Here is a 25,215-nt window from a genome sequence, read left to right on the forward strand (position 1 = left end):
AGGTTTCCTTTTGCGTTGTCAGAGATTGGCGATGTAGAACAAAACATATATTTCTTAGGAGGTAACTGAAACATGAAAGACAGCTTTCAAAGTGCCTATCAAGAAGAAGAGTACAGGTTAGAGCAAACGATGGAAGAAGTGGATCGCCAGCTGGAACGGCTGCGGAATTTCCCGGTGTATACCGGCCACGACTTCACGGAACAAGTGCTGGAAGCCGGACGCGAAGAACGCCGTCAAGCCTTGTCCAAGAGTGCGCAGCAACCCTATTTCGGACGCTTGGATTTCGAAGAGCAGGGCAGCGGGGAACGGAAACCGCTGTACATTGGCAAAATCGGTGTGGATCGCGAAGAGGTGGGAGAGCATCCGCTCGTCATCGATTGGCGGGCTCCGGTTGCAAGTTTGTTTTACTCCTTCACAGGAGGCGAAGCCTCCGCAACGTATGAAGCCCCGGAAGGCCTGATCGAAGGTCTGGTGTATTTGAAACGAAATGTGGTGATTCGTCAGCGCATACTGGAACGGGTAGCAGATACATATAACCGTGACAGCGACCAGCCTGCGGTATCTGACGAATTCCTTGTATACCGCCTTGGCGAAAACAAGGATAACAAGCTGCGGGATATCGTGTCTACGATTCAGGCCGAGCAGGATCAGATCATTCGGGCGGCGAGAAACACCGCGTTGATCATCCAGGGGGTTGCCGGATCAGGGAAAACCACGGTTGCCCTGCATCGTCTTGCTTTTTTGCTGTACCAATATAAAGAGCAGGTATCGGCCGAGAAAATGGTTATTTTTGCACCCAACCATATGTTCCTCGATTATATCTCGGATGTACTGCCAGAGCTCGGTGTAGGTGATATTCAGCAGCGCACCTTCCCGGATTGGGCGATGAATCTGCTCGGACTGGATATGCCGCTTGCGGATACGTCAGAGACGCTGCATACGTGGTTTGAAACGCCTGCCGCACGTCCTGAACTGAATGATGAGGTGCCGGGACGTTTCAAAGGTTCGATTCGTTTCATGGAGCTGATTCGGGAATGGTTATCCGGGATGGAAGCGGAATCCGTGCCGGATGTTGATTTCAGTCCGTGGGACGGTGCAGTGCTCGGCAAACAGGAGATCGAGAACTGGTTTGGCACAGAATACAAACATTATCCACTGGCAAAGCGCAAAGAGCGGGTTATGGCACGTATTCATCGCTGGATTGAGATGGAATTGAAAAAGGCGATGCCTGAAACGGTGCGTAAAGAACGCAAGAAAAAGGCGGCGACACGCGAGAAGGCTTACGCTAAAAAATGGCCTGAGTACAATCCGCTGACGCTGTACAAACAGCTGTTCAAGACCGTGAAAGGCGGGGCTGTGCCTGCGTCGCTGAGTGCATTGATTCCGAAAGCTGTGATGAAACAGACGGGAGCCGACCTGAAGCAGGACGTCATTCGGGAAGAGGATTTGCCTGCACTTGTATATATTCATACACTGGTGAATGATATTGAAGGGTCCCAGCGATTTGACCATGTTGTCATCGATGAAGCACAGGATTTTTCACCATTTCATGTGGCACTGCTGGATCAGTTCGTGAAAGGGCATTCCTTTACCATTCTGGGCGATCTGTCTCAGGGCATTCATGAATATCGCGGTGTGCACGCATGGGAAGAGATGAGCTCACTGTTTCCAGAGGAGCAGAATGCGTATTTTGCCTTAACCCGAAGCTATCGTTCCACGATGGAAATCATTGACTATGCCAATACGATTCTGGAGCTGGGTGTGAAGAGTGGCATTACGGCCATCCCGGTGTTTCGTAGCGGTGATCCGGTGCGCACGCTTGCTTATGGAAGCGAAGGACGAACACGCAGTCTGGAGCGTGCTCTGAAGATGCTGACGACCAAAGACTATCGTACGGTTTCTATTCTGACGAGAACACTGCATGAGGCTGAAGAGCTTCATCGGGAGCTGCAGTCGGCGGGCTGGGAGTTAAATCTGATCGACGGTGGCAAAAAGCAGTACAGCGGCGGACATTCCATTTTACCAGTTTATCTGTCCAAAGGTCTGGAATTCGATGCAGCCATTGTCGCTGATGTAGATCAGCAGCATTATATGCCGGGTGCCGGTGATGCCAAACTGCTTTACGTCGGCTGTACACGGGCTTTGCATGAATTGTGGTTATTCCATGATGGAAATATGCCCGAGTATGCGGCGGCAACGCATAATCCCGAAGGCGAGCAAGTTACGATCCAGGGTTGGCCGGACGAAGATGCATCCTAGCATTAGGAGCTGCCAAAGTTCGTATAATGTATAGATCAAAAGGCATGACGTGCGGGGAGTTGTCCCGAACGCATGCCTTTTTTGCTTTTTTTAATATAAAAAGGATTACAACGATGACGGAGAGTGACGGTTCACCAGATAGATGCCGACCCCAATCAGTATACCTCCAGTCCAGACAAACCATTGAATGTGTTCCCCTAACATCAACCAGCTCGATAGTACGCCGAAAAACGGGGCGAGAAACAGATAGGAACTGGTTTGGGCAGGATCACTGTTCTGCAATAAATAAAACCAGAGAGAAAACTGCACGACGGAGCAGATCAGCGTCAGATAGAACAGAGACAGGATAGAAACGGCCGTAACTGTAAAATGAGGCTGCTCCACCCACAGACTCAGCAGAAGTAAAACGAGCCCTCCCGCGAGCATCTGATATGCCGTAAGCACAAATGTATCAAAATGCATGCCCCAACGTTTAATCAGCAGTGTGGAAACAGCAAAGAATATTGCACCAGCCAAACCGATCCACGTTCCAGGGGTAAAGCTCATATGCAAGCCAAAAGTAAGTAAAATCCCAGCAAACCCCGCAATCACGCCGATCCATTGGCTTAACCGATAGGTGATGCCATACAGCAATGCACTGAAAACAATGACAATGAGCGGATTCGTAAACGTAAGGATCGCTGATTCACTGGAAGTAATCCAGTTCATGCTGTAATAGACACAGCCCATCACTCCGGCCGATTGAAACAGTCCGATAAGCATGATTTTAACCCATGCCTGCCACCTCCGTGGTAAAGGACGCTTGCGCAGCACCAGGGCCATCAAACCACCCGCCAGAATGTAGCGTAGTCCCATAAGAAGAAATGGCGGTGCATACGCCATACCTATTTTCCCCACAGGAAAAGAAGTTCCCATGATAAGTGTGGTTATGATAATCAATAGAGTATATTTTACCGGATTGAGGAAAGAGGGTACTTGGACCGATGCAGTTGAATTGCGGTTTATGGTGCTCATAATGTTTGCCCGCCATCTATCGTAATAAGCTGTCCTGTCATCGATGGCTGCTCAAGGGCAGCGCAGATCATATGGGCGATATCCTCGGGTGAAGCGATTCGTTTCAGCAGTAATTGCCCGCCGAGCTGATGCATTCGTTCCTCATTGCCAGCCCACCAGCGTGTTGCAACCGCTCCGGGAATGATCGCATTTACGCGAATATGAGGAGAGAGGGCGTGGGCCAGAGATAAAGTCAGGCCATGAACTGCTGCTTTGGATACAGCATACGGAAGTGATGAGCCCTTGCCAGTGCTGCCTGCAATGCTGCCCAGATTAACGATGGCCCCTCCACCAGCATGAATCATGCCTTCGGTTACAGCACGAGCGCAGTGAAACATGCCTTTCACATTCACATCAAGGAGTTCGTTCCAAACCTCATCCGTCACCATTTCGAGGTCTTCTAAAGGGATATGATAGGTCATTCCGGCGCTGTTCACCAGATCCGTAACGGGTCCAACCGTTTCAGCGATCTCTCTAACCATTCGGCGTACTTCTTTGTCCCTGGCAACATTGGCTTGAATAGCTAAGGCCTGCCCACCTTGATTCCGAATATGCTGTACTGCTTCTTCGGCAGCCAGCTTGGAGCGAGAATAATTCAGCACCACCCGTGCACCTCGTTCCGCAAGCATTGAACTGACAGCCCGGCCAATGCCTGTTCCTCCCCCTGTAATCAAAACGATTCGATCTGTCCAGTATGTCATGTTGAACACTCCTTTCTGAATTCATTGTAGTGCGCTTTGTGTATGGAGTATAATGATTACTAATGAACTGGACATCATTTTGAATGATGTCAGAGTGGAGGGATGATGGATGGAGAGCGGAGACCTGCGAATATTTCAATGTGTGGCACAAGAAGGTAATCTGACCCGGGCTGCTGCCAAGATGGGGTATGTGCAATCCAACGTTACGGCGCGCATCCGGCATCTGGAATCTGAGGTAGGCACGCCATTGTTCATCCGCCACAATCGGGGAATGACCTTGTCACCAGCGGGCGAGATGCTGCTCACCTATGCGGATAAAATTATTGGCCTGTTAAATGATGCCTCCAGAGCCCTTCAGGCTACCAATACACCTTCTGGTCCTTTGCATATTGGTTCAATCCAGACAGCTGCTGCGGTAAGGCTGCCGCGTCTGCTGGCACAATATTATAGTCAGTACCCTGACGTTTCACTGGCACTGGCGACGGGGCATTCCCAGACGCTGATTGATCAGGTAATCGGCTATGAATTGGAAGGAGCTTTTATCGGCTGCTCCTGTGATCATCCTGATATTAAATCTGTCGATGTATTTGACGAGGAGCTGTTTGTTGTTTCTTCCCGGCCTTTGCCCAAGGAGGAACTGATACGGAAGCCGATATTGGTGTACAGCATAGGCTGCTCTTATCGTAAAATTCTGGAGGACTGGATGCTTCTGAGCGGTGTCCATCGCCCTGTCATTATGGAATTCGGGACACTGGAAGCCATTATAAGCGGCGTGACTTCAGGCATGGGCATCTCCTTGCTGCCCGAAATTGTTATTCACCAGCATCTTCAAAATGGCACGCTGCGCAAGCATGCTCTTCCTGAGGGAATGAATCGCATGATGACACGTTTTATTACACGCAAGGATGCGTTTGTCAGCAGCGCGCTTGGAGCATTTATAGCCATGCTGCCTCAGGGATGTGATATGATAGCGAGTGGAGATTCATTGGTTGAGAATAGCTCAGAACATGCACTGCTGCATGGCAAGTGATGTTTTAGATGCAGCATTAAAATTGGCAATCCGTTAAGGAAGTGAACTATACATGGATTTATTTTCGTTTCAACAGGATACACAGCCGCAGGCGAGACTGTTAGCCGATCGTATGCGGCCTGAGCATCTGGATGAATACATCGGGCAGGAGCATATTATTGGCCCCGGAAAGCTGTTGCGCCGGGCCATTGAGGCCGATCAGATTTCATCCATTCTACTTTATGGTCCGCCAGGCTGCGGCAAAACGACCCTTGCCCACATTATCTCTCAGCACACGCAGGGACAATTCGTTCGGTTGAATGCCGTGGATGCTTCGGTCAAGGATGTACGCGAAGTGATTGAGCAGGCGCAGACCAACAAACAGCTGTACGGAAGCAAGACGATTCTGTTTCTTGACGAGGTGCATCGCTTCAACAGTTCACGTCAAGACGCGCTCCTGCCAGCGGTGGAGAAGGGCACGATTATTTTTATCGGCGCAACGACGGAGAACCCTTTTCATTATGTAAACGGAGCCTTGATGAGTCGTTCCACTCTGTTTCAGCTGGAATCACTAACCAAGGAGCACTCTATGGTGGCGATGCGCAGAGCATTAAGTGATGCGGATAAGGGGCTTGGATTTATGGAGCTGCGAGCAGACGATGAAGCGCTGGAGCACATTGCAACGATGGCCAACGGCGATATTCGCCGTGCCTTGAACGCACTGGAGCTGGCTGCGCTCACTACACCGCCTGAGCCGGATGGAACGGTTCACATTACCCTTGCGGTTGCGGAAGAGTCGATTCGCCGTCCTATTGTCAAGGCAGATGAGTCTACACAGTATGACGTGCTGTCTGCTTTTCACAAAAGCATTCGCGGTTCGAGCGATGCAGCACTGTTCTGGTTTCTGTATGCGGTGGAGAAGCTGGGTATGGACCCGATGACGTTTATTCGCCGCCTGATTGCCGCGAGCAGTGAGGACATTGGACTGGCCAATCCGCAGGCGATGACACAGGCGATTGGTGCACTGGATGCTTACCGTAATAACGGCTGGCCTGAGGCCAAGCTGAATATTGCGCAAGCGATTCTGTTTGCAGTTGAAAGTCCGAAGTCCAATGCGGTGTACACTGCGATATCCAAAGCGATGAGTGCGATTGATGAGGTTAAATCGGCTGAAGTGCCCTTGCATCTGAGAGATACACATTATTCGGGAGCCGCCAAGCTGGGGCATGAGGGATATCAATATCCGCATAACTATCCGGGTCATTATGTGAAGCAGGAGTATTTGCCAAAGCAGCTATCTCGCCGAGTGTTTTATGAAGCGACAGAGCAGGGGAATGAGTCGAAGATCAGGCTGAATCAGCAGCGGCGCAGAGAGTTATAATCTCGCTTGCAGTCTCAAGCTGAAATTGCCAATTTGGATCATATAAGTTCAATCAGGCAAATTCGGTCCGGTAGCTATTTCGATTATTAGAGGTTAACCAACGATTGATTCCAAAGCTTGATCCGGGAGATGTACACAGATGAGAGAGTTAGCATATATCGGGGCAGGCGGCTTTATAGGCACATTGACGAGATATGCCATTCAACTTGCGATACCTGCTGCCAATACGGGTTTTCCATGGGCAGTGCTGCTCATTAATGTGGCAGGCTGTCTGTTCCTGGGGTGGTTTTTTACCATCGCTATACCTGAAAAAATTACACCGAGGCTTCGCCTCGCCATCGGCACAGGATTTACTGGAGCGCTCACTACGTTCTCCACATTTACACTGGATATCGTTCGGTTATCCGAGGGTGGAGAATGGATTAAAGCTGCGGCTTATCTTTTTGTTAGCATTGCGGCGGGACTTCTGCTCTGCACCCTTGGCATCAAGCTGGGAAATCATATGCTCGCATCTTCAAAACAAGAGGGGGATATCCGATGATCATATGGATTGGACTGGCCGGGGTGCTGGGAGCGCTGCTTCGTTACAGCCTGGGCAAGGTGATTTCAGGTAAACTCGGAACCGTATTCCCTTGGGGAACCTGGCTGATCAACGTTAGTGGTTCTCTGCTTCTGGGTCTGTTGTACGGCAGCCATCAAGCAGGGAGGTTACCTGATGAAATGTGGGTTGTATGGGGCACGGGCTTCTGCGGAGCATATACCACCTTCTCTACCTTTGGTTATGAAACCTTAACGCTGATGGGACGGGAACGATACGGTAAAGCGTTGCTGTATGTGGCAAGCTCTGTTGTGCTGGGTGTATCAGGTTGTCTGGCAGGTGTCTCGCTCACTGCATAAGGAATGCATTTTAATTTTTTTGCAAAAAAAAGCAGGAAAAAAGCCATCCTTCATGGTATTACATGAAAGACGGCTTTTTTTGTAGGATTACATGGGATTGACTCGCTCATGCTGTGCATAATGATAACAGTCAATCCGTCATGGTAGTCCGGCATGTTATTGCATGGCCGGAACGGGTACTTTCTGCACCTGATCAATGGTACCGCCGCCGAGACATACTTCGCCGTCATAGAAAACAACAGCTTGTCCTGGTGTGATCGCTTTTTGCTGCTGATCAAACTGCACATCCACACTGCCGTCTTCCTGCCAAGTCAATGTCACGCCTTGGTCTGGCTGACGATAACGGAATTTGGCTGTGCACCGGAATGGAACGTTTGGCGTGTGCTCTGCACCTGCGATCCAGTTAACGCCTGTTGCCGTCAAGCCGGTAGAGTATAAGCTGGCATGAGCATCACCTTGCACCACGAGCAGTTGATTCTTCTCCAGGTCCTTGTCTGCGACAAACCAAGGCTCGCCGTTGCCGGAACCGCCAATGCCAAGTCCTTGACGTTGACCAAGGGTGTAGTACATCAGACCGTCGTGACGCCCTTTAACTTCACCAGTTACGATATCAACCATGTCTCCGCCTTTGGCTGGAAGATAGTTACTTAGAAACTCCTTGAAATTGCGTTCGCCGATGAAGCATACACCCGTGCTGTCTTTTTTCTTGGCTGTGTACAGACCGGCAGCTTCAGCAATTTTGCGTACTTCCGGTTTAGGCAGGTGACCAATCGGGAACATGGCTTTGGATAGCTGCTTTTGATTAAGAGCGTTCAGGAAGTAGGTCTGATCCTTGTTGTTGTCAACACCACGCAGCAGCTTGAAAGCGCCATCCTCTTCAATGAGGCGTGCATAGTGACCTGTAGCTACATAATCTGCACCGAGATCCAGCGCTTTGTTCAGAAATTCACCGAACTTGATCTCACGATTACACATGACATCCGGATTCGGCGTACGACCTGACTTATATTCATCAAGGAAATAGGTAAATACTTTATCAAAGTATTCTTTCTCGAAGTTGACAGTGTAATATGGAATGCCGATCTGCTCGCATACCCGGCGCACGTCCTCTGAATCCTCTTCAGCGGTACAGTGGCCGAACTCGTCCGTATCATCCCAGTTTTTCATGAAAATGCCGATGACATCGTAACCCTGCTCTTTGAGAAGCAATGCGGTTACAGATGAATCTACACCTCCGGACATGCCAACGACGACCCGTGTATTTTCATTTGCTTTGGACATCGTTATCACCACTTCTATATATAAATGTGTTTCGTTTCTATTCTAGCATAACCCGGCTCAACTTACGATACACCCGGCCAATTTTGGATAGTGTCCACTCCAGGCGCACATTTTGTAAAATCGTCAATCTTTCTTTTCCATAACGCATGCAATTATGTTAACATTACTTGAGGGTTATGATCGGAATACGGTGAATTAGAACAGAAGGACCTGTTTTCTGTGTTCCTGCCAGGCGGACTTATGGATTAGATGATCATGAACCACAGTGAGAACATTACACGGGAACATATTTAATTTACATTCCAGTTTGTTTTTCTGAAAATTGAAAGAGGTGACTCCTTTGAAAATATCGACAAAAGGCCGTTACGGCCTCACAATCATGATGGAGCTGGCTGCCAGAACTGGCGAAGGCCCTACATCACTCAAAAGCATTGCCGAGCGCAACCAGCTCTCGGAGCATTATCTGGAGCAATTGATCGCACCTTTGCGCAATGCCGGATTGGTCAAGAGTATCCGCGGCGCATATGGCGGTTATATTTTGGCAGGTGATGCTGCAACGGTAACTGCGGGAGATGTTATTCGTGTACTTGAAGGACCAATCTCTCCGGTAGACTTTACAGAAGAAGATGACCCGGCAAAGCGTGATCTTTGGCTTCGCATTCGTGACAGCATTGCAGATGTGCTTGATTCAACAACGTTGAAAGATTTAATCAGCTTCGAGGATCAGGATAAAAAAGATAGCTACATGTTCTACATCTAGACCGCGATATGAGTTGATCATCCAGACGACACACTAAAGCCCCCAACATGGGGGCTTTAGCCGTGCCAACAGAGATTAAAGCATTTCGTGATTATTTTGGTGTATTATCAGCCTTGTTAATTGAATCTTCATGTGAATCTTGGATGAAATATTATATGTACATCAGCATTAAATGAAACAAGGAAAAGCCGCCAGATCACACGCAACTTGATCAATGTTAGAGCGTCATGCTGTGCATTCTCTAACGGCTTTTCAACGTCTCAATATCTGCTTCCATACGCAACTGACGGCGGTTTAGTATATCTATACTGTGCTGGTGGGTGTTTAACTCGGAGGTCACTTTACGTTCTAACGTAATTTGAGATGCCTCCAGGCGTTTGGTGATATCGAGCGTTTCCAGAACAGCTTGCTGAAGTAATGGGATGTTCTTGGTGTGCTCTTCAATGGTACTGAGTCTTTGATCAAACGAATCAAGTCGTTCATCCATTTTGTCAAATCGTTCATCCATTTTGTCGAGCCGTTGATCTACTTGATCAAAACGTTTGTCCATCTGCTGCAGCTGATTCAGAATTTGATTAAGGATCGCATCACTCATGCTTATCTTTCCTTTCAAATTTATATTTTACATTATACACGATGATGCGACAGGTTCACATTTGATTAATTTGTCAATCGGACTTGTTATACCAGACTAAGAAATGCAATGACATAATGAACTTTAACAACCAGTGAGGTGACAGCAATGCAACGTATTTATTTGGATCACGCCGCATCGACCCCTATGCATCCACGAGTCGCTGAAGCGATGATGAAGGTTATGACCGGGCAGTATGGTAATGCATCCAGTATTCATGCTTTTGGACGGGAAGCCAAACGGACTGTCAGTGGAGCGAGAGATGTGATCGCGGCATCCTTGGGCTGCTTTCCGGACGAGCTTGTTTTCACAGGTGGCGGCACGGAGAGTGACAATCTGGCGATTTTCGGTGCAGTAGCTGCGCGAGCGGATCAAGGAAAACATGTAATTACTACCTTGATTGAACATCATGCTGTGCTGCATTCCTGCCAGGAGCTGGAGCGCCAGGGGTTCGATGTGACTTATCTGGGTGTAGATGAATACGGCCGCATAAGACTGGAGGAACTGCGGGAAGCGATTCGTCCAGACACGGTGCTGATTACAATGATGTATGCTAACAATGAAGTTGGCACCATTCAGCCCATTCGTGAGGTTGGGGAAATCGCACGCGAGCATGGAATTTTGTTTCATACCGATGCGGTTCAGGCACTGGGCAGCCAGCCAATCTCCTGCAGAGACTTGCCTGTAGATCTGATGAGCTTCTCGGCACACAAAATTAACGGACCTCAAGGTGTCGGTGCCTTGTATGTCAGACGCGGGGTTACCTTGGAGGCAAGAGCGCACGGAGGATTGCAGGAACGCAAACGTCGCGCAGGTACGGAGAATATTGCAGGTATCGCAGGATTTGCAGAAGCCCTCAAGATTATAACCGAGCAAGCGGATGCGCGCCTTCAGCATGATCTGGAACTGAGAACGCTGCTGCTCGATCAGCTTGCGCTTCATGTTGGAACTGAACATTTTCATGTGAACGGCCATGCAGAGCACGTTCTTCCCAATATTCTCAATATCAGCTTCCCTGAGGTAACTACCGAGACGATGCTGATGAATCTGGATATGGAGGGTATTGCCGTGGCAAGCGGCTCGGCCTGTACTTCTGGCTCGCTGGAAGTATCTCATGTGCTGCAAGCGATGAATTTGCCGGAGGCATTTTTGCAGTCTGCGATTCGATTTAGCTGGGGTTTGGGTAATACTACAAAAGAAATCATCATAACCGCCGAAAAAATTGGAACCATTCTCGAACGCCTGCGTAATAGACCCTAAGGGGCTCTATATACTTGGAACAGAAGGAGGGGAGAAGTTCCATTTTCATCGGTTGCATAGAAGCGGTTTGATGATCGGCGTCTGATTGCCACTCATCAACTTTGGGCATACCTAGCAGTAACGCCGCGCCTATACAATGTGAAGAAGATGAGGGGGACCCAGCGATGAAGCTTCAGGAAATGATCGGACTTGCCGTTTTTGATGTCGAGGACGGGAAGCAGGTCGGTAAAATCCAGGATTTCATTGTGAATGATGATTGGGAGATTGAAGGCATTGAACTTGAGAACAAAGGCCTGTTTACCAATCATGTCAAAATGGTGCGATGGGAAGATATCGTTGCCTATGGCGAAGATGCCGTCATGATCCGTAATCAACAGGCCGTCCGCAAGACGGGGGCCGACGACATAAAGTACACATACCTCCTTGGTCGCTCGAAGTTGAAGGAGATGTCCGTGCTCACCGAAGAAGGTTTGCTGCTCGGACGAGTCTCTGATGTTTATTTTGACCAGGAGTTGGGAAATACAATAATAGGGATTGAAATTACGGACGGTTTTGTGTCCGATCTGATCGAGGGCCGTAAATGGCTGCCATGTACAAGTGATATGTCTATCGGAGAAAGTGCCATTATGGTGCCGCCGCTGAGTGAGCAGCGCTTGGAAAATGCCATTCATTCTGTTAATGGATAGGTGAATGAATATGAAATGTCCAAATTGTAGTTCAAAAGATATCGGAAAAATTGGCTCCCATCAGTTTTATTGCTGGGGATGCTTTATTGAATTAACGGTAAACGGTGAGAAAATGTCTGTTTATCAGGTGGAAGAGGACGGCACGTTAAGCTCCCTGGATGATCTTTTCTTTGGAGAAGAGCTGCCGCAAGACTTTCCTCACATTCATGCTTCTTCTTAAATCGCGGCATAACTTCCTCTATATGCGGTTTTATGACAACACATGTCAATAAAAGCTGTCGCAATTCGGCGACAGATGGATATAGATGCAGTTACATATGCTCATACGGGACATGTATAATGATATGCTGTACATTTTCGCAAAATGCGCTCCTTCTTTAATGAAGGGGCGTTTTTTTGTTTTCGTAAATAAACTTCTATGCGCCTGGCTCACAAGCTCCCCGGATTTAGGTTAATAAAGAATCTCTTTCCTACATATACTGACTTCTAGAGCCAGTCCAACAACCGGATAAAAGAGTCAGTCAAGGGGAGAGATTAAGGTGGAGCAATTAACCAAAAACAAAATGTTTCGTTATGCGATCTGGCTCTTGCTCGGATTGATTATCTTGTATTTTATCTGGCTGCTGCGTCCTTTGTTTTTACATATCTACGGGTTCATCAAAACGGTGCTTGCCCCGTTCATCGTAGCCCTGATTATATCTTATGTGCTAAATCCCATTGTCAGCATGCTGGGTGGACGCAAGGTTCCGCGCTCGATCGCGGTGCTGTTAATCTATGCTTTTTTCCTCACCTGCATCGCGGTTATTTTGATGAATGTCATCCCTGTACTGATCGAGCAGCTTGAGGAATTAAACGAGCATATGCCGGAATTATCGATGCGTGCGCAAAGCCTGATGAATAGCATGGATCACAAATTAATGCCGCCAAGCATACGCACAGGCATGAACAGCTGGTTTTTTCAGATGGAGGATCGGCTCACTCAAGGCATTACCGTGCTGATGGACAATATCGGAGCAACGATCAATGTGCTGTTTAACGTATTCATCGTGCCGTTTCTGATTTTTTATATGTTAAAAGATTTTGATGTGTTTGAACGCACGATCGTGGCTTATCTGCCGCGTTCTCGCCGCAAGGCGATTGTTTCGGTGATGAAGGAGATCGATACTGCTCTGGGCAACTACATTCGGGGCCAATTTATCGTTTGTATTATCGTCGGCATCTTTGCGTACATCGGATATATTGTGATTGATATGCCCTATGCTCTGCTTCTGGCAAGCATCGTGGCTGTGTTCAACATCGTGCCTTATCTGGGACCTTTTCTAGGGGCAGCACCTGCGGTGGTGATGGCTTCAACGGTTTCTTTTAAAATGGTCCTGCTGGTTATTGGCGTGAATACACTCTGCCAAGTGTTGGAAAGCAACGTCGTTTCGCCCCAGGTGGTGGGCCGTACCCTGCATCTGCACCCGCTGTCCATTATTTTTGCCCTGCTGGTTGGGGGCGAGCTGGCGGGCATTGTGGGACTCATATTGGCAGTGCCTGTTTTTGCCGTACTCAAGGTCATTGTGCAGCACTTTTTCGCTTATTATATTAAACGGAAAACGGAATGAGCTCAGAGGATGGCAGAACGAGTGAAATGTCTGCGATTCGTCTATCCGGCGCGTTGACACTGGCTGACTCTGTCGATATAATGAGGGTGTATGTTTACAAAATAAAATCGATGATGAATTGAAGTATGCCGAGGGTTCCTTTTCTCAGAGAATAGACTTCTTTGAATTCAGACATGTTCTGAGTTCGCTGGCTGGAAAAGTCTTGAAAGTAGAAGCGGCAGAAAGCTGATTTCGGAGTGCAGGACAACCCTGCCGGGCGCGACCGTTATTCGCATTAACGAGGAGATTGTTCGTTTATTCGTCTTTTTTGGAGATGAGAACAATAACCAGGGTGGTACCGCGATAACATCGTCCCTGATCAATTCAGGGGCGTTTTTTGTGTTTATTTTTACACATGTGTTATCAAGAATTCATGTTAACCAACCGAAGCGACACCGCTGCGGAACTTATAATTTGATGGGGGCAACCAGTATGAAAGCTAGTGAAATTCGTTCCAAATGGATTGAGTTCTTTGCAAGTAAAGGTCACAAAATTGAACCAAGTGCATCGCTTGTGCCGCACAACGATCCTTCGTTGCTGTGGATCAATGCAGGTATGGCGCCGCTCAAGCCGTACTTTGACGGACGGGAGAAGCCTGAGAATCCACGCCTGGCCAACTCTCAAAAATGTATTCGTACAAACGATATCGAAAATGTCGGCAAAACACGTCGTCACCATACGTTTTTCGAAATGCTTGGTAACTTCTCCATTGGAGATTATTTCAAGGAAGAAACGATTACCTGGGCTTGGGAATTTCTAACGAGCAAAGAATGGATCGGATTTGATCCGGATCGTCTGTCCGTTACCGTTTATCCGGAAGATGAGGAAGCATTCAAGCTGTGGAATGAAAAAATCGGATTGCCTGCAGAACGGATCATCAAGCTGGATGAGAACTTCTGGGATATCGGCGAAGGCCCATGCGGACCTTGTACCGAAATCTTCTATGACCGCGGCGAAGCCTACGGCAGTGACATGAATGATCCAGAGATGTATCCGGGTGGAGAAAACGAGCGTTACCTGGAAGTGTGGAACCTTGTATTCTCGCAATTTAATCATAACAAGGACGGCAGCTATACACCGCTTCCGAACAAAAACATTGATACAGGCGCGGGCTTGGAGCGCTTTGCTTCCATTCTGCAAAATGTAGATTCCAACTTTGATACAGACCTGTTCCAACCGATGATTCAAAAAACAGCTGCGCTTGCAGGTGTAAAATATAACGATAGTGTCGAGATTGACGTTGCACTCAAAGTGATTGCCGATCATATTCGTACGGTGGCTTTTGCTGTAGGTGACGGTGTACTGCCAAGCAATGAAGGCCGTGGGTACGTTATCCGCCGTTTGCTGCGCCGAGCTGTTCGTTACGGTAAAGTGCTGGGGCTGGATCGTCCGTTCCTGTATGAACTGACAACAACCGTTGGTGAAGTCATGGGCATGTACTATCCGGAAGTGGTGGACAAGCAGGAGTTTATTGCCAAAGTCATCAAAACCGAGGAAGAGCGTTTCCATGAAACGTTGTCCGATGGACTTGCGATTCTGGCTGATATCAGCGAGACAGCAAAATCCGAAGGACGTACGGTGATTAGCGGACCGGAGGCGTTCAAGCTTTATGATACGTATGGATTCCCGTTTGACCTGACAGAAGATTATGCAGCTGAACATGGTCTGACGGTAGATCGCGAAGGCTTTGATGCATCGATGCAGGAGCAGCGCGATCGTGCGCGTGCAGGACGCCAGGAGAACGAAAGCATGAAGGTTCAAGGCGGACCGCTGGCCGACCTGGAGGTTAAAAGCGAGTTTGTTGGATATACTGACCTGTTGACGGAAGCAAAAGTGGTAGCCATTGTAGCGGGAGATGCTTTTGCAGACGCTGTAGGCGAGGGACAGACCGCTCAGGTTATTCTGGACAGAACACCTTTCTATGCGGAAAGCGGCGGTCAAGTCAGTGACCAGGGCTTGCTTCGCAGTGCAAGTGCTGTAGCAAAGGTTCAAGGTCTGTTTAAAGCTCCGCAAGGGCAGCATGTGCACATGGTAACGATTGAGTCTGGTGAGCTTCGTGTGGGAGATGTTATTCAAGCCGAGGTGGATGCAACCAAACGCGGCGACATTATCAAAAACCATACGGCAACCCACTTGCTGCATAAAGCGTTGAAAGATGTGCTGGGCACGCATGTTAATCAGGCTGGTTCCCTGGTGGAACCGCAGCGTCTGCGCTTTGACTTCTCTCACTTCGGCAGCATTACGCCGGAAGAGCTGACGGAGATCGAGCGTCAAGTAAACGAGCAGATCTGGAATCGCCTGAACGTGAACATCGAGCTGAAAGGTATTGATGAAGCGAAGGCTATGGGCGCTATGGCCCTGTTTGGAGAAAAATACGGTGATATCGTACGCGTTGTTCAGATTGGAGATTACAGTTTGGAACTTTGTGGCGGCTGTCACGTAAATAATACTTCAGAGATCGGAATCTTCAAACTGGTGAGCGAGAGCGGAATAGGCTCTGGCGTACGCCGGATTGAAGCTGTAACAGGTCGAGGTGCTTATCTGTATGTGGAAAGTCAGCTTGAACTGCTCAAGCAGTCCGCAGCGCTGCTTAAAGCGAATGTAACTGATGTGCCTAAGCGGATAGAAGGTCTGAATCAGCAGCTGAAAGAAGCGGCAAGAGAGACTGAATCTTTGCAAAGCAAACTCAGTGCAATGGAAGCGGGTCAGCTTACGGATCAAGTCGTACAAGCAGGTAATACACAAGTGCTGGCAGCACGCGTGGATGCACCAAATATGGATGCACTGCGTACCGTTGCCGATGAGCTGAAAGTAAAATTGCCTGATGCGGTGCTTGTATTGGGTGCGCCAGCAGACGGTAAAGTGAATTTTGTTGTTGCAGTGCCTGCGGAGCAGGTGAAACAAGGTCTGCATGCGGGCAAAATTGTCAAGGAAGTTGCGGCTGTATGCGGCGGCGGTGGCGGTGGACGTCCCGATATGGCACAGGCCGGAGGCAAGGACGCAAGTAAGCTGGATGAAGCGCTGAAACTGGCCGTTTCGCTCGTTAGCCAGTAAAGGACAAGCAAAAAACACAATTGCCTTATCCTTTGTGTACTTGTGGCAGTCAGAATATGTTATTATATAAACAGAAATCAATTCGGCAGGACATGGTCCCCATGTTCATGCAGGAGCGAGGTGTCATCAATGGACTCCATGGATAAGACGGTTAAATTTAATGTGAAAGGTGATGAGCAGGAGGCATCTTCACAAGAGATTCTTCTCACGGTATATGACGCGCTGGTCGATAAAGAGTATAATCCCATTAACCAGATCGTTGGATATTTGATATCTGGCGACCCCGCGTACATTCCGCGTCACAACAACGCACGCAGTCTGGTCCGGAAAAAGGAGCGCGACGAGCTGATTGAAGAGCTGGTACGTTCCTATCTGGCCAATCACCGGTAATATACGCCGCTTTCGTTGGTCTGCAGCCATGCAGAACAACGAACAATGAACCGACAGAAGACAGACTGAAGTCTGAGCAGGCGATGAGCTATTGCTACGCACAGGCCTTAGGATGGGAGAGCATGATGAAAAAATTAGGTTTGGACTACGGGGACCGCAGAATCGGAGTTGCCGTGAGTGACGCCTTCGGTTGGACTGCCCAGGGATTGGAAGTGCTTGAACGCCGCCGGGATGAAGGTGAGTTCACGCGAATTGCTGAATTGGTGCGGGAGCACGAAATCAGCGAGATTGTAGTTGGACTCCCCAAGAACATGAACGGTACCGTAGGACCGCGCGGTGAACTATGTATTGCGTTTGCCGAACGCCTGCGGGGCGAGCTGAATTTACCTGTTCACCTTTGGGATGAACGGCTGACAACGATGGCAGCCGAACGTACGCTGATTGAAGCGGATGTCAGCCGCAAAAAACGCAAACAGGTTGTGGACAAAATGGCCGCCAGCCTGATTTTGCAAAATTATTTGGATGCCAATAGTACAAGGTGAGGGGGATCAACAATGGCTGAAGATCAACTGGGTATGGAAGAAGAAGCCGAGATCATTTACATTGCAGATGATGAAGGTAATGAAGAGGAATTTGAAGTCATCATGAAATTCGAAGTAGACGGTTCGGAGGCCAAGTATATGATGGTTGCTCCGGTTGAACCTGAAGATGGCGAGACGGATGTATATGCATTCCGTTATGAGGAAGACGGCGACGATATCAAACTTTTCGTGATCCAAGATGATGCCGAGTGGGATATTGTCGAGGAGACCTTTAATACATTTCTTGCTGAAGATGAAGAGGAAGCGAACTAAATGACGGAATATAATCGCAAGGACCTGAAATGGACAGATTCGCTGCGTCTGGCATTCGGTGCTCATGTGGAGCTCGAGGAAGAGAACGGTAAATCACATCCGTACGAACTGCTCGCTGAATTTGAAGTGCATGGGCAGCAGTACGCGGTGCTCCGCAGTTCATTGCGTCCGTATGACGAAGTTGAGCTGCTGCGGGTTGTACCTGGCAGTGAAGACCAGATCATGCCGGAATTAGTTACGATTGATGATGACGACGAGTGGGAGAGCATCTCGGAGCTTTATGATGAGTGCACTCTCCCGATTGACGAGGATTAATCAGCTTCAAATTGAAAAAACCGGAAGGGCGGAGCAGTCCGCTCTTTTTGGTTGTGTAAAGGAGTTGCATCTCTGTTGAAAGGCAAAATCATATGGAGACTGCTGTTGGTGCTGCTGATTCTGGCCGCGGGAGCTGCCGGATTTATATGGAGTATGATGCGTCCGGTCGAAGCTTCTTCCCAGCCTGTCGTGTTTGAGATCAAAAGCGGATCGGGAACTTCCCGGATTGCGGATCAGCTTCAGCAAGAAGGACTGATACGCAGCAGTCTGGCATTTAAAGGGTACTTGAAGTGGAACAAACTTGGCGGTAAATTCATGGCCGGAAAGTACTCCATGAATCCAGGTCTAACGTATGATGAAATAATTCATAAATTGAACAGCGGTGATGTCGTTCCCGAGGAGATGGTGAAGTTCACCATACCGGAAGGGTACACCGTTCTGCAGATGGCGGACAAGCTTTCAGCAGAGGGTATTGTGGATAAGAAGGAATTCCTCAAGCTGGCGAATGAGCCATCCGCCTTTGATGTGGAGATCATTAAAAGCATACCAGTAGACGAGGAACTGCGATATGCACTCGAAGGTTACTTGTTCCCGGAAACGTACGAAATGAAAAAAGGCAGCACAACGCATGATGTGATGCAGCGAATGCTGGAAGAATTCGAGACGAGAGTTAACTCTATTCCTGATTTGCAGGCCAAGCTTGAGGAGAAAAAGCTTTCACTACATGAATTGTTGACTATTGCATCGCTTGTGGAACGAGAAGTTGTTGTAGACAAAGAGCGGGCATTGGTGTCAGGTGTAATCTATAATCGGATTAAAGACGACATGAAGCTGGAGATTGATGCAACGGTGCAGTATTTGCTGGATAAACCGAAGGCAAGGCTGCTGTTCAAGGATCTGAAGGTGCAAAGTCCGTATAATACGTATTTGAACAAAGGTTTGCCGCCAGGTCCGATTGCCAGTCCGAGTCTTGCGTCCATCAACGCCGCGTTGAACCCGGAAGCTTCGGAATATCTGTTCTATGTAACGAAAAAGGATGGTACTTCAGGGCATCTCTTTGCCAAGACATACAAGGAACATCAGCAAAATATAGCCAAAAGTAAGGCTGCGCAATAAGCGGAGGGGATTAGATGAGTAAGAAACATGAGTTGCTTGTGACGGCGGCTAATGTAAAAGAGGCCGAAGCGCTGCTTCAGGCCGGAGCAGACGCTTTGTTAATTGGAGATGACCGCTTTGGCATGCGTCTGCCGGGCAGCTTCAGTATGGAAGAAACCGCAGAGGTGGCAGCTTTGGCTGCAAAGCATAACGCACATGTCATTGTGTCCATGAACAACCTGATGTCCAATGAATTACTGAAAGAATTGCCTGAATATGTGCAGGCTTTGGGCCGGACTGATGTGCACGCGGTTGAGTTTAATGACCCGTCCGTACTGGCTGCGATCAAGGAGCATGCTCCGCACATCCGTTTGCACTGGAACGCGGAGATGACGTCCACGAACTATGCCACAGCCAACTATTGGGGAACCAAAGGGGCCAGCCGGGTTGTGCTTGCCCGTGAGCTGAACATGGACGAGATCACGGAGATGGTTCCATTTTTAAAAGTGGAAGCGCAGGTGCAGGTTCATGGGATGACCAATATTTATCACTCCAAGCGCAGTCTGGTGCAAAGCTACATGGCTCACCAGGGGCGTCCGGTCGAAGGGCATCTCGGCAAGGAACGCGGCTTGTTCCTGATTGAAGCTGAGCGGCGGGATGAGAAATTCCCGATTTATGAGGATATGAACGGAACCCATATTATGAGCTCTGAGGATATCTGCATTCTGGAGGATCTTCATCTGATGATGGAGGCAGGTGTGCACAGCTTCAAGGTTGAGGGGCTGCTGAAACCTCTTGCTTATAACGAAGCCGTTGTTAGGGCGTACCGTAAGGCTATCGACATGTATGAAGCTGACCCGGAATCGTATGAATATGACGAGCAGTGGCTGAAGGAAGTTCGTGAGCTGCAGGACCCTGAGCGGGAATTGTCGTTTGGATTTTTCTACAAAGAACAAGTGTATTAATCGAAGAGGTGAACAAGATGGAAACAGTGGCGGTCAAGCGGAAGTTCTCCGGTAAACGTAACCGTCTGGATAAACCGGAACTGCTGGCTCCGGCGGGAAATCTGGAAAAATTAAAATTTGCGATTCATTATGGTGCAGATGCTGTATATATCGGCGGACAGGCGTATGGACTTCGTTCCAATGCGGACAACTTCAGCTTTGAAGAAATGCGTGAAGGTGTGGAGTTTGCGAAAAAATATGGTGCCAAAGTTTTTGTAGCAACAAATATTTATGCCCATAACGAAGATGTGGCAGGCATTGAAGCGTACCTGAAGAACCTGTATGATGCAGGCATCTCCGCAGTTATCGTTGCTGATCCGGCGATCATCGAGGTAGCACTGCGTGCCGTACCAGGTCTTGAAGTGCACCTTAGCACACAGCAGTCTACATTGAACTGGCAGGCTGTGAAGTTCTGGAAGGACGAAGGGCTACCACGTGTGGTGCTGGGCCGTGAAACAAGCTTTGAAGAGATTGAAGAGATCAAAAATCATGTGGATATCGAGATCGAAGCTTTTATTCATGGTGCGATGTGTTCCTCTTATTCAGGACGCTGTGTGTTGTCGAACCATTTTACAGACCGGGATTCCAACCGCGGAGGCTGCTGCCAGTCCTGCCGCTGGAAATATGATCTCTTCGAGGACGCAAGAGAGGGTACGGTCTGGGTAAGTGAAGAGGATATGCAGATGAAGGCTCCCGCACCGTTCAAGCTGGGTGAAAATCAGCTGCCTCTATTCCAGGAGCAGGATAACGCCTTCTCAATGGGTTCGAAGGATCTGTGCATGATCGGGCACATTCCTGAATTGATTGATGTCGGTGTTGACAGCTTCAAGATTGAAGGCCGCATGAAATCCATACACTATGTTGCAACGGTGGTCAATGTATATCGTCAGGCGATTGATTCATACATGGCTGATCCTGAAAATTATGTGCTGAAACCCGAGTGGGTGGAAGAGATGAATAAAGCGGCGAACCGTCCGCTGAATACCGGATTCTTCTACGACACGCCTGATCACGAGGATCATATCTACGAGCCTGAAGAGAAGGCAGTGCCTTATGACTTCGCCGGTCTCGTTATGGATTATGATGCAGCTACAGGCATGGCAACGATTCAACAGCGGAACCACTTCAAACCGGGACAGGAGATTGAATTTTTCGGTCCAAACGGTACGTTTTTCAAACAGGTGGTTGGCGAAATTCAGGATGAAGAGGGCAATGTGCTTGATGCTGCTCGCCATCCGTTACAGCTGGTTAAGATGAAAGTGGATCAGCCAGTGTCCTACTTTGATATGATGAGAAAAAAGAAGTAAATTATATATCTGCTTCTTGTATAAGTTGAACTGTTCATTTACACGTGAACGGAGAGGACGGAAAAATCCACTCCGGAGTGGATTGGGGGATAGGAATGAGAAGACTTGAGTCTGGAATGTCCGTAGACAACGAGTTATTTTCGGATGTGGTCAGATATGAACACGAAACGATAAGCGGGACGACGATTACAAACTCGAATGTTGGTTCACCGATATTTTGGAGCTGTAACCTGCATCATCTTGTATTTGATACATGTGATCTTACGAATGCGAGATTTTTTGCCGGTTGTACAATGGATCATTGTACATTTATTCGTTCCGACTTGCGCTCAGTTGGCATGGCCAAAGACGAAGCTGTCTTCAACAATTGCGAATTTACCTCCTGCGATATGAGAGGCATGACCTTAGAAAATGCTACCTTTATCGACTGTTCTTTTGTTAAATGCAGATTCAATGATCGGATTTTACAAGTGGCGAAGATCGTCAATTGTTCCTTTACTGGCAAGCTGGTGGATATTACGTTTGAGGGAAATGGCAGACAAAAACTAATCGCCAACTTTGAGAACTGCATCCTTGACGGAGTTCGTTTTGTCGGCTGTGACCTGTCGCAATGTATCCCGCCAAAAGCCAAAAATCATCTGTATATTGAACAGATATCCGCACGTGTCAAAAAGGCTTTGAAGGAGATCGACGATGATCTTGTACTGTCTGACGACGATCGGAAAATACTGAGTCGAAGTCTGCGCAAGCTCGAGTCTATGGAACAATATATGTTTAACACGGCGCATATGAAGAAAATATATGGTAAGGTTTTTGTTGAGCGCTTTTTCAGTAGTCTGGGTGTAGGGGAAGCTTCATCTTAAGAAGAATGAATGCTAATCGATTGCTCTGGATGGCTGTATGAACGCTTGAGGCAAGTAGCTAAATGTACCCATTAATCCACCTACAGTACTAAAGGATAACAAAAAGCATCTCCAAATCACCGGGAAACAAGGTGGAGGAGATGCTTTTTTTGATAATAAACCTCCCTATATCGGTAAATGGGTCTCATTTTTTTATAGAAAAATAGGAAAAAAGTTGTAATATATTTCCGAGGAATTGGAGGGAAAGAGGGAATGTTGTCGAATACTACATATTTATAGGGGAGAGATAAAAATCTAACAAGAAAATTAGTGGCAGGTGAATGGGATTGGTTCAAAAGAAGGATAAAAACAGTGGGGAACAGTTTACACAGCCCGAACAGGCTAAGCCTGATAAGACACAGAAGGTAAAGAAAGCTAAACCGGTCAAAATCAAAAAAGAAGGAGGCACTAAAAAGCCTTTCAAGATTGATTTTAGTAAAATCCGGCTTAATCGGCTTAAGACAGATTGGATGAAAAAACAGCTGAAAAATCGGGATTGGAAAGGGCTCGGAGGAACTTCGTTTAGACAGATCAGAAAAGTGAATCCGGTCAAATCTGTAGGGGTTAAGCTTTTCTTGATCTTTTTTGCAGCAATTATGATTGTGGTTGTGAGTTTAGGTCTATTGTCCTATTCGAAGGCTAAAAATACGATTGAGGCCAATGCATCGAGAGCAAATCAGGAGACCATTGATCAAACCAAACAGAAGCTTGATATCATTCTGGAGAGATTTGTAGATACGTCTACTCAGATTTTCTTTGATCCAGAAATGCAAAGTCTGCTTCAAAAAATGTCAGATCCAAATTTGACTGCCTATGATACATTTGTGAACACGAGCTCGATCAATAAGCAGTTATCAAATGTTGCATTTACAAATAAATCTATGGAAGCGATTTATCTGGTGCCTACAGATGAATCCAAATCGGTGATGGGCACAGGAAACAGTAGTTCATCCATGGGAAGCATACGTCAGGAACCATGGTACAGTGATCTTATTTCACAAGGCGGATACCGCTGGCTCCCTACAGAGGAGAAGACAGACGGATCATCGGCAACCTTCCGAATTGCACGTTCCATGAAGAACCTGCAGGGCACGACACAGTCCTATGTGCTGATCATTGAGTTAAAGCTGGAGGTGCTCGAGGAGCAGTTGAAATCACTGGATCTGGGGCCGGGTTCGGTGCTACAACTAATTGCGCCTGATAATCGAGTGGTCGCTTCTACCGTTGCGGGTCATACGGGTAAAGCAACAGACCTGGCCTTTGTCAAAGATTTAACGGAAGCAGCAGGAAGTACCAATGCCGAATATGATGTAGATGGTAAAGCAACCAACATGCTGGCTGTATACAGTACGATGGATACATCTGCATGGAAGCTCATCGGTTTGATTCCGACCTCCATGCTGGTGAAGGACGCAAAGGGTATTTTAACACTGACCCTGTGGATGGCACTTGTAGATGCTGTTATTGCCGTGTTAATTGGTGTATGGATGGTTCGCATGATTGCACGTCCACTCAGCAAATTGAAAGATTTGATGCAGGAGGGTGCGAAAGGTAATCTGAAAGTAAGGACGCCATTCGCTTCACAGGACGAGATCGGACAGTTGTCCGCTGCATTTAATACGATGATGGAGCAGATTACGAGTCTGGTGGAGCAAACCAATCGCACAGCACAGGAAGTGTTAGATACAGCCGCAGAACTGAGCAACGCTTCCAAGAAAACAGCGGTATCTGCATCCGAGATCGCTGTAGCGACAGAAGAAATTGCTGGTGGTGCAGGCAGTCTGGCGACAGAAGCAGAGAGAGGCAATGAGTTGACAGACAACATTTCTCGCCAGATGGAAAATGTCATTGCTGCCAATGAGGAGATGGGCGATTCAGCCCGCCATGTGGAGAAGTCCAGTCAGACGGGTACACAGCATCTGAATCAGCTGATGACCAAAACACAGAAAACCGAAGAAATGATCGGTTCATTGATGAGGAAAGTGGATTCCCTGAAAGAAAGCACATCCTCTGTCCTGAAAGTGCTGGACGTTATGCAGAATATTACGAAACAGACGAACATTTTGTCTCTGAATGCAACCATTGAAGCGGCACGTGCAGGAGCGGCAGGTCGTGGATTCATGGTTGTAGCGGATGAAGTTCGTCAGCTTGCAGCCCAATCCAGACAGTCCATTGATATGGTCGGAGAGATTACGGACAAAATTATGACAGAGATGAATGAAACAGTTTCGGCCCTGTCTGATGCCTACCCGTTATTCAAGGAACAGATGGATGCGGTGAAGGATACCAATGTGATCTTTGCTTCTGTACAGGAGCAGATGGGTGCATTTGTGGAGCGTCTTGGTATGGTTACAGGCTCCATTGGAGAACTGAGCAAATCTCAGGCTACATTGTCTGAAGCGATGAGCAATGTCAGCGCGGTTGCTGAAGAGTCCTCGGCCACTTCTGAGGAAGTTGCTTCACTGAGCAGTGAACAGCAAAATATCAGTAACCAGCTAGTAAGTCTGTCAGGTAAGCTGGAAAGTGTATCCAATGAACTGAAAGACACATTGTCACGTTTCACCATATAAAACGTTTATCGGACCTGTCCCTGATCGGGGCAGGTTTTCTTTTATTTTTCCGGATAATTCCAACCACGTTAACGGATAATAGTTGAAAACGGCAAGGGTGGAATATAAACGTGCAATTGCAGCTTGGATGGAAGCGCCGCATAGCGATACTTTGCGC

At 47.9% G+C, this 25,215-nt stretch carries 24 protein-coding genes; 20 read left to right on the top strand and 4 right to left on the bottom strand.

The annotated features are described in order from the left end of the window. The first annotated feature begins 72 nt into the window (after positions 1-72). The gene (locus ACQSGY_RS24530; protein ID WP_427181315.1) at positions 73-2,259 is read left to right on the top strand and encodes a HelD family protein; all 2,187 of its coding nucleotides are present in this window, start codon (positions 73-75) and stop codon (positions 2,257-2,259) included. A gap of 105 nt (positions 2,260-2,364) precedes the next feature. Here the strand turns inward: ACQSGY_RS24530 and ACQSGY_RS24535 are convergent, their stop codons facing one another. Then, a complete protein-coding gene (locus ACQSGY_RS24535) occupies positions 2,365-3,273 on the bottom strand; it encodes a DMT family transporter (protein WP_427181316.1) in 909 nt (302 codons plus the stop codon). Then, a complete protein-coding gene (locus ACQSGY_RS24540) occupies positions 3,270-4,013 on the bottom strand; it encodes an SDR family NAD(P)-dependent oxidoreductase (protein ID WP_427181317.1) in 744 nt (247 codons plus the stop codon). Before ACQSGY_RS24540 ends, ACQSGY_RS24535 begins: the two co-directional genes overlap by 4 nt. Positions 4,014-4,122: 109 nt before the next feature. On the opposite strand from ACQSGY_RS24540, the gene ACQSGY_RS24545 reads away from it, so the two are divergent. The 4 genes from ACQSGY_RS24545 to crcB (ACQSGY_RS24560) all read left to right on the top strand — a co-directional run bounded on the left by ACQSGY_RS24545 (position 4,123) and on the right by crcB (ACQSGY_RS24560) (position 7,300). Further along, positions 4,123-5,043: a LysR family transcriptional regulator gene (locus ACQSGY_RS24545; RefSeq protein WP_427181318.1), complete on the top strand. Its 921-nt coding sequence runs from the start codon at positions 4,123-4,125 to the stop codon at positions 5,041-5,043. Positions 5,044-5,095: 52 nt separating this feature from the next. Next, entirely contained in the window at positions 5,096-6,403 is a 1,308-nt protein-coding gene (locus tag ACQSGY_RS24550) for a replication-associated recombination protein A (protein ID WP_184185736.1), read from the top strand. 139 nt (positions 6,404-6,542) lie between these two features. Then, the gene (gene crcB, locus ACQSGY_RS24555) at positions 6,543-6,944 is read left to right on the top strand and encodes a fluoride efflux transporter CrcB (protein ID WP_427181319.1); all 402 of its coding nucleotides are present in this window, start codon (positions 6,543-6,545) and stop codon (positions 6,942-6,944) included. Continuing rightward, entirely contained in the window at positions 6,941-7,300 is a 360-nt protein-coding gene (gene crcB, locus ACQSGY_RS24560; RefSeq protein WP_427181320.1) for a fluoride efflux transporter CrcB, read from the top strand. The genes crcB (ACQSGY_RS24555) and crcB (ACQSGY_RS24560) overlap by 4 nt, the downstream gene beginning before the upstream one ends. A gap of 156 nt (positions 7,301-7,456) precedes the next feature. Here crcB (ACQSGY_RS24560) and mnmA read toward each other — a convergent pair whose 3' ends face one another. Continuing rightward, the gene (gene mnmA, locus ACQSGY_RS24565) at positions 7,457-8,581 is read right to left on the bottom strand and encodes a tRNA 2-thiouridine(34) synthase MnmA (RefSeq protein ID WP_184185742.1); all 1,125 of its coding nucleotides are present in this window, start codon (positions 8,579-8,581) and stop codon (positions 7,457-7,459) included. Positions 8,582-8,921: 340 nt separating this feature from the next. Between mnmA and cymR the strand changes: the two genes are divergently transcribed. After that, positions 8,922-9,341, top strand: coding sequence for a cysteine metabolism transcriptional regulator CymR (gene cymR / locus ACQSGY_RS24570; protein WP_111270142.1), 420 nt, complete (start codon positions 8,922-8,924; stop codon positions 9,339-9,341). Positions 9,342-9,582: 241 nt separating this feature from the next. On the opposite strand, the gene ACQSGY_RS24575 is transcribed toward cymR, so the two are convergent. Further along, positions 9,583-9,936, bottom strand: coding sequence for a hypothetical protein (locus ACQSGY_RS24575; protein WP_427181321.1), 354 nt, complete (start codon positions 9,934-9,936; stop codon positions 9,583-9,585). Positions 9,937-10,083: 147 nt separating this feature from the next. Between ACQSGY_RS24575 and ACQSGY_RS24580 the strand changes: the two genes are divergently transcribed. The 14 genes from ACQSGY_RS24580 (at position 10,084) to ACQSGY_RS24645 (ending at position 25,058) form a co-directional block, all read left to right on the top strand. Further along, positions 10,084-11,235 (top strand): cysteine desulfurase family protein, encoded by a 1,152-nt coding sequence (locus ACQSGY_RS24580; RefSeq protein ID WP_427181322.1) that lies wholly within the window; start codon positions 10,084-10,086, stop codon positions 11,233-11,235. Positions 11,236-11,399: 164 nt separating this feature from the next. Then, positions 11,400-11,921, top strand: a complete 522-nt coding sequence (locus tag ACQSGY_RS24585) for a PRC-barrel domain-containing protein (protein WP_111270139.1) — start codon at positions 11,400-11,402, stop codon at positions 11,919-11,921. 10 nt (positions 11,922-11,931) lie between these two features. Next, on the top strand, positions 11,932-12,141 hold the full coding sequence (locus ACQSGY_RS24590; RefSeq protein ID WP_090915543.1) for a hypothetical protein: 210 nt from the start codon (positions 11,932-11,934) through the stop codon (positions 12,139-12,141). A 319-nt stretch (positions 12,142-12,460) separates the two neighbouring features. After that, positions 12,461-13,528, top strand: coding sequence for an AI-2E family transporter (locus tag ACQSGY_RS24595; RefSeq protein ID WP_216519164.1), 1,068 nt, complete (start codon positions 12,461-12,463; stop codon positions 13,526-13,528). Positions 13,529-13,999: 471 nt separating this feature from the next. After that, on the top strand, positions 14,000-16,621 hold the full coding sequence (gene alaS / locus ACQSGY_RS24600; protein WP_289370197.1) for an alanine--tRNA ligase: 2,622 nt from the start codon (positions 14,000-14,002) through the stop codon (positions 16,619-16,621). A 129-nt stretch (positions 16,622-16,750) separates the two neighbouring features. Then, positions 16,751-17,011 carry an IreB family regulatory phosphoprotein gene (locus ACQSGY_RS24605; protein ID WP_090915537.1) on the top strand — a complete coding sequence of 87 codons (261 nt, stop codon included), beginning with the start codon at positions 16,751-16,753 and terminating at the stop codon, positions 17,009-17,011. A 125-nt stretch (positions 17,012-17,136) separates the two neighbouring features. Continuing rightward, positions 17,137-17,553, top strand: coding sequence for a Holliday junction resolvase RuvX (gene ruvX, locus ACQSGY_RS24610; RefSeq protein WP_184186045.1), 417 nt, complete (start codon positions 17,137-17,139; stop codon positions 17,551-17,553). Positions 17,554-17,565: 12 nt separating this feature from the next. Next, positions 17,566-17,865 carry a DUF1292 domain-containing protein gene (locus ACQSGY_RS24615; protein ID WP_090915532.1) on the top strand — a complete coding sequence of 100 codons (300 nt, stop codon included), beginning with the start codon at positions 17,566-17,568 and terminating at the stop codon, positions 17,863-17,865. Then, on the top strand, positions 17,866-18,180 hold the full coding sequence (locus tag ACQSGY_RS24620; RefSeq protein ID WP_090915530.1) for a DUF1292 domain-containing protein: 315 nt from the start codon (positions 17,866-17,868) through the stop codon (positions 18,178-18,180). 75 nt (positions 18,181-18,255) lie between these two features. Beyond that, on the top strand, positions 18,256-19,296 hold the full coding sequence (gene mltG / locus ACQSGY_RS24625; RefSeq protein WP_289370203.1) for an endolytic transglycosylase MltG: 1,041 nt from the start codon (positions 18,256-18,258) through the stop codon (positions 19,294-19,296). A 14-nt stretch (positions 19,297-19,310) separates the two neighbouring features. Continuing rightward, positions 19,311-20,240 (top strand): peptidase U32 family protein, encoded by a 930-nt coding sequence (locus ACQSGY_RS24630; RefSeq protein WP_427181323.1) that lies wholly within the window; start codon positions 19,311-19,313, stop codon positions 20,238-20,240. Between the two features lie 17 nt (positions 20,241-20,257). Further along, positions 20,258-21,586, top strand: coding sequence for a peptidase U32 family protein (locus tag ACQSGY_RS24635; RefSeq protein WP_145406084.1), 1,329 nt, complete (start codon positions 20,258-20,260; stop codon positions 21,584-21,586). A 95-nt stretch (positions 21,587-21,681) separates the two neighbouring features. Continuing rightward, positions 21,682-22,449 carry a pentapeptide repeat-containing protein gene (locus tag ACQSGY_RS24640; RefSeq protein ID WP_427181324.1) on the top strand — a complete coding sequence of 256 codons (768 nt, stop codon included), beginning with the start codon at positions 21,682-21,684 and terminating at the stop codon, positions 22,447-22,449. A 320-nt stretch (positions 22,450-22,769) separates the two neighbouring features. Then, positions 22,770-25,058 carry a methyl-accepting chemotaxis protein gene (locus ACQSGY_RS24645; protein WP_427181325.1) on the top strand — a complete coding sequence of 763 codons (2,289 nt, stop codon included), beginning with the start codon at positions 22,770-22,772 and terminating at the stop codon, positions 25,056-25,058. Positions 25,059-25,215: the final 157 nt, after the last annotated feature.

Source organism: Paenibacillus sp. TC-CSREp1, assembly GCF_050171015.1.
Taxonomy (GTDB): Bacteria; Bacillota; Bacilli; order Paenibacillales; family Paenibacillaceae; genus Paenibacillus; species Paenibacillus silvae.

What these genes read in the sequence shown, in the direction of transcription:
- ACQSGY_RS24530 (WP_427181315.1), top strand. Translation starts at nt 73, where the DNA reads ATGAAAGACAGCTTTCAAAGTGCCTATCAAGAAGAAGAGTACAGGTTA.
- ACQSGY_RS24535 (WP_427181316.1), bottom strand. Translation starts at nt 3,273, where the DNA reads ATGAGCACCATAAACCGCAATTCAACTGCATCGGTCCAAGTACCCTCT.
- ACQSGY_RS24540 (WP_427181317.1), bottom strand. Translation starts at nt 4,013, where the DNA reads ATGACATACTGGACAGATCGAATCGTTTTGATTACAGGGGGAGGAACA.
- ACQSGY_RS24545 (WP_427181318.1), top strand. Translation starts at nt 4,123, where the DNA reads ATGGAGAGCGGAGACCTGCGAATATTTCAATGTGTGGCACAAGAAGGT.
- ACQSGY_RS24550 (WP_184185736.1), top strand. Translation starts at nt 5,096, where the DNA reads ATGGATTTATTTTCGTTTCAACAGGATACACAGCCGCAGGCGAGACTG.
- crcB (WP_427181319.1), top strand. Translation starts at nt 6,543, where the DNA reads ATGAGAGAGTTAGCATATATCGGGGCAGGCGGCTTTATAGGCACATTG.
- crcB (WP_427181320.1), top strand. Translation starts at nt 6,941, where the DNA reads ATGATCATATGGATTGGACTGGCCGGGGTGCTGGGAGCGCTGCTTCGT.
- mnmA (WP_184185742.1), bottom strand. Translation starts at nt 8,581, where the DNA reads ATGTCCAAAGCAAATGAAAATACACGGGTCGTCGTTGGCATGTCCGGA.
- ACQSGY_RS24575 (WP_427181321.1), bottom strand. Translation starts at nt 9,936, where the DNA reads ATGAGTGATGCGATCCTTAATCAAATTCTGAATCAGCTGCAGCAGATG.
- ACQSGY_RS24580 (WP_427181322.1), top strand. Translation starts at nt 10,084, where the DNA reads ATGCAACGTATTTATTTGGATCACGCCGCATCGACCCCTATGCATCCA.
- ACQSGY_RS24585 (WP_111270139.1), top strand. Translation starts at nt 11,400, where the DNA reads ATGAAGCTTCAGGAAATGATCGGACTTGCCGTTTTTGATGTCGAGGAC.
- ACQSGY_RS24590 (WP_090915543.1), top strand. Translation starts at nt 11,932, where the DNA reads ATGAAATGTCCAAATTGTAGTTCAAAAGATATCGGAAAAATTGGCTCC.
- alaS (WP_289370197.1), top strand. Translation starts at nt 14,000, where the DNA reads ATGAAAGCTAGTGAAATTCGTTCCAAATGGATTGAGTTCTTTGCAAGT.
- ACQSGY_RS24605 (WP_090915537.1), top strand. Translation starts at nt 16,751, where the DNA reads ATGGACTCCATGGATAAGACGGTTAAATTTAATGTGAAAGGTGATGAG.
- ruvX (WP_184186045.1), top strand. Translation starts at nt 17,137, where the DNA reads ATGAAAAAATTAGGTTTGGACTACGGGGACCGCAGAATCGGAGTTGCC.
- ACQSGY_RS24615 (WP_090915532.1), top strand. Translation starts at nt 17,566, where the DNA reads ATGGCTGAAGATCAACTGGGTATGGAAGAAGAAGCCGAGATCATTTAC.
- ACQSGY_RS24620 (WP_090915530.1), top strand. Translation starts at nt 17,866, where the DNA reads ATGACGGAATATAATCGCAAGGACCTGAAATGGACAGATTCGCTGCGT.
- ACQSGY_RS24630 (WP_427181323.1), top strand. Translation starts at nt 19,311, where the DNA reads ATGAGTAAGAAACATGAGTTGCTTGTGACGGCGGCTAATGTAAAAGAG.
- ACQSGY_RS24635 (WP_145406084.1), top strand. Translation starts at nt 20,258, where the DNA reads ATGGAAACAGTGGCGGTCAAGCGGAAGTTCTCCGGTAAACGTAACCGT.
- ACQSGY_RS24640 (WP_427181324.1), top strand. Translation starts at nt 21,682, where the DNA reads ATGAGAAGACTTGAGTCTGGAATGTCCGTAGACAACGAGTTATTTTCG.
- ACQSGY_RS24645 (WP_427181325.1), top strand. Translation starts at nt 22,770, where the DNA reads ATGGGATTGGTTCAAAAGAAGGATAAAAACAGTGGGGAACAGTTTACA.